The 14,657-nt window shown below is 40.6% G+C and carries 11 protein-coding genes; all 11 read right to left on the reverse strand.

Translation table 11 applies throughout. The features are described from left to right. Positions 1 to 124: 124 nt before the first annotated feature. The 11 genes from ACXAF2_RS18215 to ACXAF2_RS18265 all read right to left on the reverse strand — a co-directional run bounded on the left by ACXAF2_RS18215 (position 125) and on the right by ACXAF2_RS18265 (position 14,587). Positions 125 to 4,450 carry a PolC-type DNA polymerase III gene (locus ACXAF2_RS18215; RefSeq protein WP_475140789.1) on the reverse strand — a complete coding sequence of 1,442 codons (4,326 nt, stop codon included), beginning with the start codon at positions 4,448 to 4,450 and terminating at the stop codon, positions 125 to 127. 93 nt (positions 4,451 to 4,543) lie between these two features. Then, positions 4,544 to 6,253, reverse strand: a complete 1,710-nt coding sequence (locus ACXAF2_RS18220) for a proline--tRNA ligase (RefSeq protein ID WP_475140791.1) — start codon at positions 6,251 to 6,253, stop codon at positions 4,544 to 4,546. A gap of 147 nt (positions 6,254 to 6,400) precedes the next feature. Continuing rightward, entirely contained in the window at positions 6,401 to 7,657 is a 1,257-nt protein-coding gene (rseP, locus tag ACXAF2_RS18225; protein WP_475140793.1) for an RIP metalloprotease RseP, read from the reverse strand. 117 nt (positions 7,658 to 7,774) lie between these two features. After that, a complete protein-coding gene (gene dxr / locus ACXAF2_RS18230) occupies positions 7,775 to 8,917 on the reverse strand; it encodes a 1-deoxy-D-xylulose-5-phosphate reductoisomerase (RefSeq protein WP_475141281.1) in 1,143 nt (380 codons plus the stop codon). Positions 8,918 to 8,951: 34 nt separating this feature from the next. Next, positions 8,952 to 9,737 (reverse strand): phosphatidate cytidylyltransferase, encoded by a 786-nt coding sequence (locus ACXAF2_RS18235; RefSeq protein WP_475140795.1) that lies wholly within the window; start codon positions 9,735 to 9,737, stop codon positions 8,952 to 8,954. Next, on the reverse strand, positions 9,737 to 10,528 hold the full coding sequence (locus ACXAF2_RS18240) for an isoprenyl transferase (protein WP_475140797.1): 792 nt from the start codon (positions 10,526 to 10,528) through the stop codon (positions 9,737 to 9,739). The genes ACXAF2_RS18235 and ACXAF2_RS18240 overlap by 1 nt, the downstream gene beginning before the upstream one ends. 273 nt (positions 10,529 to 10,801) lie before the next feature. Beyond that, on the reverse strand, positions 10,802 to 11,359 hold the full coding sequence (gene frr, locus ACXAF2_RS18245; protein WP_475140799.1) for a ribosome recycling factor: 558 nt from the start codon (positions 11,357 to 11,359) through the stop codon (positions 10,802 to 10,804). Beyond that, positions 11,359 to 12,084, reverse strand: a complete 726-nt coding sequence (gene pyrH, locus ACXAF2_RS18250; RefSeq protein ID WP_148968763.1) for a UMP kinase — start codon at positions 12,082 to 12,084, stop codon at positions 11,359 to 11,361. Before pyrH ends, frr begins: the two co-directional genes overlap by 1 nt. Before the next feature lie 82 nt (positions 12,085 to 12,166). Then, positions 12,167 to 13,048 carry a translation elongation factor Ts gene (gene tsf, locus ACXAF2_RS18255; protein WP_475140802.1) on the reverse strand — a complete coding sequence of 294 codons (882 nt, stop codon included), beginning with the start codon at positions 13,046 to 13,048 and terminating at the stop codon, positions 12,167 to 12,169. A gap of 148 nt (positions 13,049 to 13,196) precedes the next feature. Further along, positions 13,197 to 13,904 (reverse strand): 30S ribosomal protein S2, encoded by a 708-nt coding sequence (gene rpsB, locus ACXAF2_RS18260; RefSeq protein ID WP_044337376.1) that lies wholly within the window; start codon positions 13,902 to 13,904, stop codon positions 13,197 to 13,199. Positions 13,905 to 14,062: 158 nt separating this feature from the next. Continuing rightward, entirely contained in the window at positions 14,063 to 14,587 is a 525-nt protein-coding gene (locus ACXAF2_RS18265) for a DUF6115 domain-containing protein (RefSeq protein ID WP_475140804.1), read from the reverse strand. Positions 14,588 to 14,657: the final 70 nt, after the last annotated feature.

The following is a 14,657-nucleotide window of genomic DNA, read 5'->3' on the forward strand; positions in this document are numbered from 1 at the left end:
TCCATGTAATAACGAAAGAGTGGGGTGCGACCCCACTCTTCTACCTTTAGAGCTATCTTTAGTATTTCCAATAAAAATATACCATAATCAACATTTTTATGCAAACAATTCCCATGGTATCAGCTTAGAATAGGGATAATTGGTTCTTATCCGGCAAGGCTTCCAAGCAGCCGTGATTGTCCAGGTACTCGATGATTGTCTTGGAGACTCGACCTCTTTGTTGAAGATCTTCTTTAGAGAGAAACTCCCCATTCTGTCTTGCATTCACAATATTGATTGCCGCATTCGTCCCGAGCCCGGGAATCGAGTTGAACGGTGGAATCAATGAATCTCCATCTATGACAAATTCAGCCGCTTGTGAACGATACAGATCTACTTTTTGGAACTTGTATCCCCGTTCACACATTTCAAGGGCCAACTCCAGTACTGTTAACGTGTTCTTTTCTTTCGGAGATGCATCCAGGCCTTTACTGTTGATCTCTTCTATCTTAGCCCGGATTGCTTGTGACCCTCTCACCATGGCTTCAATATCGAAATCTTCTGCACGAACGGTGAAGTAAGCAGCATAGTACAAGAGAGCATGATGCACTTTAAAGTAAGCAATACGAACTGCCATTAATACATAGGCAGCAGCATGGGCTTTCGGGAACATATATTTGATCTTCAGACAAGAATCAATATACCAGTCAGGTACCCCATTCTTTTTCATCTCTTCTACCCATTCATCCTGCAGACCCTTCCCTTTACGTACAAATTCCATGATTTTAAAGGCAAGTGAAGGCTCGAGTCCCTGATAGATGAGATAAACCATAATATCATCACGACATCCAATTACTTCGCTTAGATTGCATATATTATTATGAATAAGCTCTTGTGCATTGCCGAGCCATACATCAGTACCATGTGAAAGTCCTGATATTTGAACAAGCTCAGAAAATGTCGTCGGTTTTGTATCCTCAAGCATTTGACGAACAAATCGTGTCCCGAATTCAGGAATTCCAAGCGTCCCGGTCTTACACATGATTTGTTCCGCTGTCACTCCGAGGGATTCCGTTCCACTGAAGATTTTCATCACTTCCGGGTCATCTGTCGGAATCGTCTTCGGATCAACACCTGATAAATCCTGAAGCATACGAATGACAGTTGGATCATCATGACCAAGAATATCAAGCTTCAAAAGATTATCATGAATGGAATGGAAATCAAAATGTGTTGTCTTCCATTCCGAGCTAGAATCATCAGCAGGGAATTGAATTGGCGAGAAATCGTAGATATCCATATAATCAGGTACTACGATGATCCCTCCAGGATGCTGTCCGGTTGTTCTTTTCACACCGGTACACCCACTTACCAATCGATCGATTTCAGCTCCACGTATTTGCAGCTGATGATCATTGGCGTATCCCTTTACATACCCGTAGGCGGTCTTTTCCGCCACTGTCCCGATTGTACCTGCTCGATAGACATTGTCTTCACCGAACAGAACCTTCGTATAGTTATGGGCGTTAGGCTGATATTCACCCGAGAAGTTCAAATCGATATCAGGAACTTTGTCTCCTTTAAATCCAAGGAATGTTTCAAACGGGATATCATGACCATCCTTCTTATATGGAATACCACAATCAGGACAATCCTTATTGGGCAAATCAAACCCGGATCCCACAGATCCATCATCAAAGAACTCGGATTTTTTGCAAGATGGACATACATAGTGAGGAGGTAAAGGATTCACTTCCGTTATTTCTGTCATTGTGGCAACAAAAGAGGAACCTACTGACCCACGTGACCCTACCAGGTATCCATCATCCAATGACTTTTTCACGAGCTTATGTGAGATTAAATAGATCACTGCGAATCCATGTCCGATAATACTCTTTAATTCCTTTTCAAGCCTTGCTTCTACAATTTCAGGAAGCTCTTCTCCGTAAATGCTTTTCGCCATCGAATAACTCATGCGGCGCATTTCTTCATCAGCGCCTTCAATTTTAGGCGTATAAAGATCATCTCTGATTGGTTTAATTACGTCTACGAGATCAGCTATCTTGTTGGAATTATCCACGACAATTTCTTTCGCTGTTTCTTTCCCTAAGAAAGAGAATGCATCCTGCATCTCATTCGTTGTTCTAAAATGAACATCAGGAAGTTCGTGTCGGTTTAACGGATTCGCCCCTCCTTGAGAGCCAACGAGAATCTTACGGTAAATCTTGTCGGTTTCATTCAAGTAATGAACGTTACCCGTAGCCACTACAGGCTTATCCAATTTCTTACCAAGATCCACAATGTTCTTAATGATATCTTCAAGGTTTTTCTGACTTTGTACCAAATCCAACTCGATTAAATGTTGATAGACTTCTTTAGGATGAACTTCCAGGTAATCATAGAATTGAGCCGTTTCCTCAACTTCTTCTTTCCCTTTTTGCATCATCCCTTCAAACACTTCACCTTTGTCACAGCCTGAACCTACAAGAATTCCCTTTCGATACTTTTGAAGCTGAGAGCGGGGAATTCGCGGAACACGGAAAAAATAATTCATGTGAGAAATGGATACTAGTTTATACAGGTTCTTTAAGCCTTCTTCTGTTTGGGCAATCAGTGTACAGTGATATGGTCTTGATCGCTTGTACGCATCACCTTTCCCCATGTAATCATTGAATTGATTATGGTTGGTGATCCCGATCCCTTTCTCAATGGCATCCTTCAGCATTTTCAATAACAAGTAACCAGTTGTTTCCGCATCATAGATTGCTCGGTGATGCTGGGTAAGTTCAATATCAAATTTCTTGGCTAACGTATTTAAACGATGATTTTTGAATTGAGGATACAGGAGTCTTGCAAGCTCCAGCGTATCGATGACAGGGTTAGTCGCTTTTGGAAGTCCTGCTTTTTGATACCCTGCATTCAAGAAACCCATGTCAAAGGAAGCATTATGTGCAACTAATATATCTTCTCCTGCCCATTGATGATAGTCGTGAAGAACATCGTTTATTTCAGGTGCCGTTTGCACCATATCATCAGTGATCCCCGTTAATTCAATAGTTGTAGCGGATAACGGATGATGAGGGTTGGCAAACGATTCAAATTTATCAATGACCTCGCCATCTTTGATTTTCACAGCGGCGAGTTCAATGATGGTATCGTAAACGGCCGATAGTCCAGTCGTTTCGACGTCAAAGACAATAAAGGTACCCTCTTCTAAAGGAAGATCCCGGTCGTTATAGGCAATCGGTACTCCATCATCTACAAGATTCGCCTCTACTCCATACAGCAGTTTAATGTCATTTTTCTTGCTTGCGCTATATGCCTCAGGAAACGACTGTGCAACGGCATGATCCGTTATCGCAACCGCTTTATGGCCCCATTTTTTTGCTTGGGCAACAAGACTTGCCACTGAAGAAACGGCATCCATCTGACTCATTGGAGTATGCATGTGAAGCTCCACCCTTTTTTCATCAGCTGGAGCAGTATCCAATCTCAGAACAGGTTTAATTTCATTCACATCGTTGGCAATCATCACCAGGTCACGTACGAATGTATCATTTTGGATGCTTCCACGACAGCGGACCCACATGCCTTTTTTCATACTGTTCATGATAGCAGCGTCCTCTTTGTCCCTCGAGAACATTTTGACCAGGATCGAACTTGAGTAGTCTGTTACTTTAAATGTTAATAAAGTACGGCCGCTACGTAATTCTCGTGTTTCACAGTCGAAAACATACCCTTCAATGGCGATTCGGCGTTCTTCGTCATAAATCTCTTCAATCTTTCGGAAGTCAGCATCGTCTTTAATTGTAAGACCAAGCATGAATGGACCGCTGGGTGCATCACTTGCTTCCTCTTTTTCAGCCTTCTCCATTTCAATGAGAGCTTGTTTGGCCCTCTCTTGATCTTCTTTAAGCTTTTCTTCTAAAAACTTCTCATATTCATTGCTTTGTTCTTCTACTTGACTTACCTCTGCATCCAATACTAGTTTAGGAAAGCCAAAGTTCTCGAAAGTAGAGGTGATCATTTCACCGTATTTTCTTTTTAACTGTGTTGCTTCTGTATCATTGGAAGCAAACACAATAATTTTATTTCCGTTGATTTTAGGTTTTTGAGTATTTAATAATTTTAATAATGGCGGTGAAATACCTTGAATTTCTTTCACACATTCCTGCCAATAATCTAAAATATGCTGATCTGATATTTGGGTATTCACCACTTTTATCGTAAATCCGACGTTTGCAATATGTTTAAAGGATGTTTGAAGTGCGATTGAAAATTTACTCCACACGTTACACGGAACGATTTCTTCGAATGTAAAGTAAAAATGCCATTTCTTCTCCTTGCGAAACACCGCTAGTTTTTCAATTTCAGCGTATTGAAAGTACTTCACAAAGGCGTCCTCTGTTAACCCTAATTGGTTTAGCAACAGTTGAAACCTTTCTCTTTTGCCCAGGGGCTTTTCTTCCATGATCCTTCTCCCCCATTTCTAATCGTGTTATTTACAGTAGAAAAAGGGCTGACAGCTAAGGATTGCCTCCTTTAAAGTCGAGCCCTTTTCTTTTTAAGAAAGAGTCTTGTATAGTTCTTGCAGTTTTGGCAGTAGCTCGTCCTTATGCACTTCCAGCATCTCTCCGGTGCTTCTTACTTTCACTTCAACGATGCCTTCTCCTGCTTTCTTCCCGACCGTAATGCGAATTGGAAGACCAATCAGATCAGAGTCAGCGAATTTAACACCTGGACGCTCAGCCCGGTCATCCATTAATACATCATAACGATTTTCTTTAAATGTATCATATAGTTCGTTTGCAAGCTTCGCCTGCGCTTCATCCTTCATATTAATTGGAATTAAATGAAGGTCGAACGGTGAAAGATCCTTTGGCCAAACCAGACCATTGTCATCATTGAATTGCTCTGCAACTGCTGCAAGGGTACGAGAGACACCTATTCCGTAACAACCCATGATGATCGACTGAGAACGGCCATTTTCATCCAAGAATGAGCTGCCAAGGGCGTCTGAATATCTTGTCCCCAATTTGAATACATGTCCCACTTCGATTCCTTTTGCGAAAACAATCGTACCATTTCCGTCCGGAGAAGGGTCACCTTCCTGAATGAAGCGAAGATCTGCGTATTGAGAAACCTCAAAATCACGTTCAGGGTTCACGTTTGTGAAATGGTATCCCGCTTCGTTTGCTCCTGATACACCGTTTCGAATGTATTTAACTGCTTGATCAGCAACAATTTTCACGTCTTTATCTAATGAACATGGACCAATTGATCCGATTTCACATCCGATGATCTCTTTCGTTTCTTCGGCTGATGCCAATTCAACGATACTTGCATTTAGAAGGTTCTTCACTTTGATATCGTTAATTTCATGATCACCACGGGATAATACCAGTACATAATCATCATCTACCTTAAATAGTAGCGATTTTACACATTGATCTTTCTCAACAGATAGGAAAGAAGAAACTTCTTCAATCGATTTACTCTCTGGTGTTGATACCTTTTCTAATGCAAGCATCTCATCTGCCGATTGAGTATAGGAATCCACTACTTCAGCCATTTCGATATTCGCTGCATAATCGGATTCATCGGAGTATGCAATCGTATCTTCGCCTACTTCTGATAACACCATAAATTCATGTGTATCCTTACCGCCCATTGCTCCAGAGTCAGCGATAACTGCTCTGAAATTCAGCCCGCATCGGCTGAATATAGTTGAATACGCCTGAAATAATGCATCGTATGTTTGATCCAGACTTTCAGAAGATGAATGGAATGAATAGGCATCCTTCATAATGAATTCCCTTCCTCTAAGGAGTCCAAAACGTGGACGCTTTTCATCACGGAATTTAGTTTGAATTTGATACATCGTAAGGGGGAGGCGTTTATATGATTTTATTTCGTCCCTTACTAAACTTGTAATCACTTCTTCATGTGTTGCTCCAAGGGCAAATTCACGATCATGCCGATCATGCATTCTCATTAACTCAGGGCCATACGTTCCCCAGCGCCCCGATTCTTTCCAGAGCTCGGAAGGTTGCAGGGCAGGCATAAGCATTTCAACAGCACCTGCTGCATCTAATTCTTCACGAACAATCTCTTCCACTTTTTTCAATACTTTATTTCCTAATGGCAAAAAGCTATAAATACCACTTGCATTTTGTCTTATGAAACCCGCTCTCAAGAGAAGCTGATGACTCTTAATTTCTGCATCAGCTGGTGTTTCTCTTAAAGTAGGGATAAATGTATTACGTTGCTTCATCTATTAGCACCTCAGTTACCATATATATTATTTATGTAGTGTGGAAATTTCCTTCTCACTATTTTATCTTAAATCAACAGGCAGTGACACCCTCATTTTTTGATTCTGGAGGGAGAAACTGCCTGTTCATGATTCATGCATCATATTTTATAAGAAAAACCTTTGAATGTCGTTCCATGTCACAACAAGCATGAGAACCATGAGAAGGGCAAACCCGACAAAATGGACCATTCCTTCCATTTGGCGATCCACCGGTTTCCCTCTTACCGCTTCAACTGCGAAGAACAGGAGTCTGCCTCCGTCAAGGGCAGGAATCGGCAGAAGGTTCATAATTCCAAGGTTGATACTAAGGATGGCTGCCCATCTCATTAGGTAGAATATACCTGATTTAGCAACAACATCCGTTGACTGATAGATTCCAACCGGCCCTGATAATGCATCGATTGAGAACTCACCGGACACAAGCTTTCCTAATAGAACAAAAATCATTTTGGTCCATTCATAGGTTTGCTGTGCACTATTGGTCACCACTTTGAGAGGCGACTTTTCAACAGGACTATGAACACCAATGATCCCTATTTCTTCCCCTTCTATTTCTTGAGGTTTTGGGGTGACTGAAATCTCTGTGTTTGATCCGTTACGATCAACATTAAATCGCAGCTCATCGCCTGGGTGCTTCTGTATGATGGTGACAATATCATCCCAAGTTGAAATCTCTTTACCATCTATACTTAAAATCACGTCATTTTTCTGAAGGCCGGCTTCTTTTGCTGCCCCATCTTCTGTGAGTTCACCAAGAACAGGATCATTCGTCGGAACCCCTTGCAATAAGCCTACAAGGATGAAAATGAAGAAGGCTAAAATAAAGTTGAATAGCGGTCCAGCAAAAATGGCCATCGCTCGTTGGGGTAGTGACTTAGAAGCAAATTGTCGATCCCATGGAGCGATTTGTGTCTCGACACCATCTTCAATGAATACGGCATCCCTGGAAATCGAAAAGGTTTTCAGTTCCTCCTCGTCTTCTTCGTATCCACGTATATGCAGTCTATGCTCTAAATCCGCTTCTTCTACCTCAATGACACGAATGTTCGGATAGCGATCTTTGTTATTTAAGACAATTTTTTTAATTTTTTCATCCTGATCGAGTACAAGACCAACCCGATGACCGGCCTTTAGCTCTACCATTTCCGGGTCTTCCCCGGCCATTCGGACAAAGCCCCCAAGAGGCAATAAACGAATCGTATAGGTTGTTTCATTCTTTTTGTATGAAAACACTTTAGGACCAAACCCTATTGCGAATTCACGGCATAAAATGCCTGCACGCTTTGCGAATATTAAATGTCCAAGCTCATGAAAGAATACTAAAGCTCCAAAAATAACAACAAAGGCAATCACCGTTTGCAAATAAAAAACCACCTTTTTTATAACCTGTCGGTAACAGATCTAAATGTTTGAAGTAAGCGTAAGAAACATGTCCACTATCATACTACGTTACAAAACATGTAAACATGCCCAAGTACTCTACAACCAGCTTGAAACGAGTTGTCGAGTCTGTTGATCTATCTCATGTATGGTTTCAAGATCTGGTCTATGTATCACTTGATGAGTAGACATAGCCTTCTCGATATACGATTCAATGTCCAGGAAAGATATCTTATTTTCCAGGAACATGGAAACAGCCGCTTCATTTGCAGCATTTAGTACCGTCGTCATACTTCCGCCTATCCGTCCAGCTTCATAGGCAAAAGCAAGACAGCGGAAACGATTTAGATCCATCTCTTCAAAGTGAAGCTTACCCATTTCGACTAAATCCAATCTTTTACCTGGCCTAATGAGTCTATCAGGATAGGTTAAAGCATATTGAATCGGAACGCGCATATCAGGCGTACCTAACTGAGCCATCACAGATGAATCATGGAACTGGATCATGGAGTGGATAATGCTCTCTCTATGCTGCACCACCTCAATTTGGTCATACGGAATATCAAATAGCCAATGTGCTTCGATCACCTCTAACCCTTTGTTCATCATTGAAGCAGAGTCGATGGTAATCTTTGCACCCATTGACCAGTTCGGGTGATTCAAGGCTTCTGTTACTGTCACACCCACTAATTCTTCTCTCGTCCGGTCCCTGAAGCTACCTCCGGATGCGGTAATGATCAGTTTTTCAATATTCTTATCTTGTTCTCCCTGCAGCGCTTGGAATATGGCAGAATGCTCACTATCAACCGGCAGTAAAGGTGTATTCTTTTTCCGGGCAGCCTCCATCACCAGATGTCCAGCCGTAACGAGCGTTTCTTTATTGGCAATCGCGATCATTTTCCCTGCCTCGATGGCTTGTAATGTAGGGTAAAGTCCAACACTGCCCAGCACTGCGTTAACGAGTACGTCCGCATCCTGATGGCAAGCTACCTCCACCAAGCCTTCTTCCCCGTAGAGAACCTTTACAGAAGATGACATTTCTTTCTTTAGTGATTCAGCATCCTCTTTTCGTTGAACAGAAATCAATTGAGGACTGAATTCCAGTATCATTTTTCTAGCTTCTTCTATATTTTTGCCAACAGACATAGCCGTAAGTTTGAATTCTTCAGGATGCTCACGGATTACATCAAGGGTTTGTGTCCCTATAGAACCGGTAGCTCCCATTAAGCTAATCTTTTTCAACAACTACACTCCTCCCACTAAAAGCCTTCTACCTTTATAAAAGAAAGTGAAGAAGGGGAAACACAAATAATAAACTATCAAAACGATCCAGCATTCCACCATGTCCAGGTAATAAATGCCCGGAATCTTTTACTTTGTAATGTCTTTTCAAAGCTGATTCGACCAGGTCTCCAACTTGTCCAAAGACGGATAGAATTGCAGTCACGATAATAAGTTTAGGAATGGACATATCAAGATCCGTGAAAAATGTCATGATAACTCCAACAATAATGGCACATATAATCCCGCCAACAAAACCTTCGATGGTTTTATTCGGACTGATTTGAGGCCATAGCTTCTTTTTCCCCATTGCTCTTCCAATGAAATAAGCTCCTGAGTCTGTTGCCCAAATGATAAATAAAGCATAGAAAACAAACTGTACTCCCTCATCTAGACGGATCTCCATAAAGTAATAGAAACCAATCCCTACATATAAAATGCTTAACAGAGCAAAAGACACATCATCGAATGTATAACGGTTCTTAGTCGCTACTGTATAGGTTAAGAAAAGCAGCACGGCAAGAAAAGCCATTTCAATCTTGGAATAGCCAAAATCCGCTAATATCCCGATAGCATCGGTTGGGATCAAAAATACCCACAACAGGGCCAGGGATAACAACCCGGGAATGGTGAAAATCCATTGCCCTCTCATCTTTAAAGCTTCATATAAGCTGATGGAAGCAATAAGATACATTAAAATAATAAATGGTGTTTCACCAAAAATGATGATTGGCAAAAATATCGCTGCAGCTATCACTGCTGTTATAATTCTTTGTTTCATTAGGATTCCTCGCTTTGTAACCCACCAAATCTTCTTGAACGACCTTGATATGCTTCAATTGCTTCTATTAAATGTTCCTTGCCAAAATCCGGCCACAGTACGTCTGTAAAAAAGAACTCTGTATAAGCTAATTGCCATAGCATAAAGTTACTTAAGCGGATTTCTCCACTCGTTCGAATAAGCAGGTCTGGATCTTTTAAATCTTTCGTCATCAAGTAACTTGAAAACACTTCCTCATTTAATTGGTTCTCATCTAGTATTCCATTCTGAACATCTTTTAAGACATGCTTCATAGAATCAATAATTTCTGAACGGCTGCCATAGTTTAAAGCAAAGTTTAATATGAGACCGTCATTATTCTCCGTAGCTTCCATCGCCTTAGTGACGGCTCTCTTAGTGTGGTTCGGCAAGGCATCAGGAGAACCCATCATTTTAACCTGAACGTTTTCTTCTACTAATTCAGGTAGAAAGGTTCCTAAAAACTCTTCTGGCAACTTCATAAGAAACTCCACTTCCATTTTGGGGCGTTTCCAATTCTCAGTTGAAAAAGCATAAAGAGTTAAGGCTTCTACACCTAATTCGTTTGCCAATTTCGTTATTCTTCTAACACATTTCATGCCTTCATGATGTCCAGCGACTCTAGGTAAGGCTCTTTTTTTGGCCCACCTTCCATTACCATCCATAATGATAGCTATATGACCCGGAATCGGGTGTTTTACTAATTCTTGAAATCGATCATCCACTTCTTCGGAAGTTCGCTGTCTTTTCCATTGCTTAAGCTTGTTTAGCATAAAATCCTCCACCAACAATCCAAAAAATATTTACCTTTACTATCATATCAAAAAATAAGGAAGATATCTTTAAGAAAATAGATTATGTACATTCATATATGTATTTTGAACGTTAAACGATGTTTTCTCTCAAAACGAATAAGATCATTCAATCAGAGAAATGGAGAAGCCGGCTATCATAAACACTCTAAACAAGCATAAAACAAAGGGACCGGCCCATAAGGAATATGAGTTCACTTATAGGTCAGCCCCTTAGGATTAGAATATGATTAATTATACTTCTAACATTTCTTGTTCTTTATCTTTTGCAACAGCATCAATCTTGACAATGCTTTCATCTGTTGCTTTCTGAACATCATCAGAATATCCACGAAGGTCATCTTCTGTAATGTCCCCGCTTTTCTCTTTCTTTTTAAGATCATCATTTGCATCACGACGGATATTACGGATCGCCACTTTTGCATCTTCAGCTTCTTTTTTCACAAGCTTCACAAGTTCTTTACGGCGTTCTTCCGTTAATGCAGGAACAACGATCCGAATGATGTTCCCGTCACTTGTAGGTGTAATTCCCAAGTCTGATTTCAATATCGCCTTTTCAATATCACCTAAAGCTGATTTATCATAAGGCTGGATGACCAACATACGGGCCTCAGGAATTGAAATACCTGCTAATTGGTTAACAGGTGTTGGCGCACCATAGTAATCAACTGTAATCTTATCAAGCAGAGATGCGTTTGCTCTTCCTGCACGGATACTTGCTAACTCACGAGAAAATGTTTGAATAGCTTTTGTCATTCTTTCTTTTGCGTTTGTAATGATCGTATTTGGCATTATGCTTTCCCCCTAACGATTGTACCTATATTCTCACCTGTGATGGCTCTCTTAATATTCCCATCCTCCATAATAGAGAATACAATAAGTGGAATATCATTGTCCATACAAAGTGAAGATGCTGTTGAATCCATTACAGCCAAACCTTCTTTCAGAACATCTAAATAGGAAAGTTCTTCATATTTAACAGCCGTTTCGTCCTTCTTAGGATCTGCTGAATATACACCATCTACGTTGTTTTTAGCCATCAGGATGACCTCTGCTTCAATCTCAGCTGCTCGAAGTGCCGCAGTAGTGTCGGTTGAGAAGTAAGGATTTCCCGTACCTGCCGCAAAAATCACAACACGTTTCTTCTCTAAGTGACGGATGGCTCTGCGTCTGATATAAGGTTCTGCCACTTGACGCATATCAATTGAAGTTTGAACTCTGGTTTCGATGCCAATTTGCTCAAGGCTGTCTTGAAGAGCCAAAGAATTCATTACGGTAGCCAGCATCCCCATATAGTCAGCAGAAGCACGATCCATTCCCATCTCACTACCTATCTTACCACGCCAAATATTACCTCCGCCAACGACAACTGCAACTTCAACATCAAGTTCAGCAATTTCTTTTACTTCTTCTGCTACATTCTTAATGACAGAAGGGTTTATTCCGAAGCCATCATCACCTGCTAATGCTTCTCCACTAAGTTTCAGAACGACACGTTTGTATTTAGGAACGCTCATGGGAACCTCCATAAAGATAGAATTTTTCTTGAAAAATAGGGAACACGCTAAGTGTTCCCTACTAAGAATTGTTTAGCTTTTATTATTTCTTAACTTGACTCATTACCTCTTCAGCGAAGTTATCTTGACGTTTTTCAAGACCTTCCCCTACTTCGTAACGGATGAAATCAGTTAAAGTAGCTTTATTCGCTTCAAGGTATTGACGTACCTTTTGATCTGGGTTCTTAACGAATGTTTGATCCAGGATACAAATATCTTCGAAGTATTTTCCAAGGCGTCCTTCAACCATTTTTTCTACGATGTTTTCAGGCTTACCTTCATTTAATGCTTGTTGCTTAAGTACTTCACGCTCACGCTCTACTTCTTCAGCAGAAACTTGATCACGTGAAACATATTTAGGATTTAATGCTGCAGCGTGCATAGCAACGTCTTTCGCAACATTAGCATCTGTAGTACCTTCAACCACTGTAAGAACAGCGATACGGCCACCCATGTGCAAGTATTCACCGAAAGCAGCGTTATCACCTTTAGTACGGATTTCAAAACGACGCAGAGTGATTTTTTCTCCGATTTTAGCGATAGCAGCGTTGATGAATTCACTTACAGTTGAACCATTTGCCATTTTTTGTTCCATAGCAACTTCAACTGAAGCCGGTTTGTTAGCTAATAAGTGATCAGCTAATTCTTTAACAAGACTTTGGAAGTTTTCGTTTTTCGCAACGAAATCAGTTTCTGCATTCACTTCGAAAATGATAGCAGTATTCCCTTCGCTTGCAATGAAAGTAGTACCTTCAGCTGCAATACGATCAGCTTTTTTAGCTGCTTTTGCAATTCCTTTTTCACGTAAGAAGTCAATTGCTTTGTCCATATCTCCGTCAGTTTCTGTTAACGCTTTTTTACAGTCCATCATTCCAGCGCCAGTTTTTTCACGAAGTTCTTTAACCATTTGTGCAGTAATTGCCATAGTGGGTTTCCTCCTTAGTTTAACTATGTAGACTATATCACCTTGGGTGATAGTCAAAAATGTACTGTATCTCGAATTGAGTACAGTAGATGTGCATACTCTTTAAAAAAAGGTGATAAGGGTAAGCCCTCTTATCACCTTCCATTCATTACTCAGCTGCTACAGCTGCTTCTTCACCTTGCTTAGCTTCTAAAATAGCATCCGCCATTTTACCTGTAAGAAGCTTAACTGCACGGATTGCATCGTCATTCGCAGGAATGACAACATCGATTTCATCCGGATCACAGTTTGTATCTACAATACCCACGATAGGGATATGAAGTTTACGAGCTTCAGCTACAGCAATACGCTCTTTACGAGGGTCGATGATGAATAATGCATCAGGTAGCGTGTTCATATCTTTGATTCCGCCTAAGAATTTCACTAAGCGCTCATGTTCTTTTTTAAGTTGTACTACTTCTTTCTTTGGTAGTACTTCAAACGTTCCGTCTTCTTCCATTTTTTCAATTTCTTTAAGACGGGAAATACGCTTTTGGATTGTTTCGAAGTTTGTAAGTGTTCCACCTAACCAACGTTGGTTGATGTAGTACATACCTGCACGTTCTGCTTCTTCTTTAACAGACTCTTGTGCTTGTTTTTTCGTACCAACGAAAAGAACTTTACCGCCGTTACCAGCTAATTCTTTCACGAAGTTGTACGCTTCTTCAACCTTTTTTACTGTTTTTTGAAGGTCGATGATGTAGATACCGTTACGCTCAGTGAAGATGTATCTCTTCATTTTTGGGTTCCAACGGCGAGTTTGGTGTCCAAAATGTACACCAGCTTCTAGCAATTGTTTCATAGAAATTACTGACATGTGTGTTTCCTCCTAAATGGTTTTTGTTTTCTCCTCCGTTTCCGTCATCTTGTAGTAGAAACTATTCGTATGAATAGCACCATCTACCTCAATCGAGAAACGTGTGTAATCACACCATGAATACTATAGCACACCTACTCCAACCAATCAAGACATTCCTACATAATTTGACGGAATTTTAGCAGGAGCTCAATTTCCGTTTTCCCTTTTCCGACAGTTTGAGCAATTTCCTCGATGTCCTTCCCTTCTTTTTTAAGTGAGAGAACCTGTTGGATAAGGGGATCTTCATCGGTTTTTACTGTTGGTGTCACTTCCAACTTTTTTTCGACAGCTTCCAATTGTTGAGTTGGTGTTTGCTGATAGGCCCTTGAAGCTTGCTTATATCCTGTTCCTGACCACTTCGGGTTGGTTTGTAGCGGGGAACTATTTGCATTCTCATCGTCCGTTTTGTCAGGGATACGTGTTTGACTTTTAGCATGATGATCAAAAGTCCTTATGAACTCTTCATTCTCTTCTTTCATTTCGATCAGATAAGTAGAAATGACTTCTTCCAATTCCATGATCATTTTCTTTTGTTCTTTTTCCATGTTAAGAAAACGATTTTGCCTTGAGTATAAAATGACGATCGCGAGAAAGGAGACGATATTAAGAAGAAAAGTTATAAAAAGCAGGAATGTTACCATGTCATCACCTTAGTTTAGTTAGATTTTTGTTTTTTCCTGAACATATAAAAGGACTGCTCCTATAAGCCGT

The sequence above is a fragment of the Rossellomorea sp. ABR4_004 genome, from assembly GCF_056159585.1.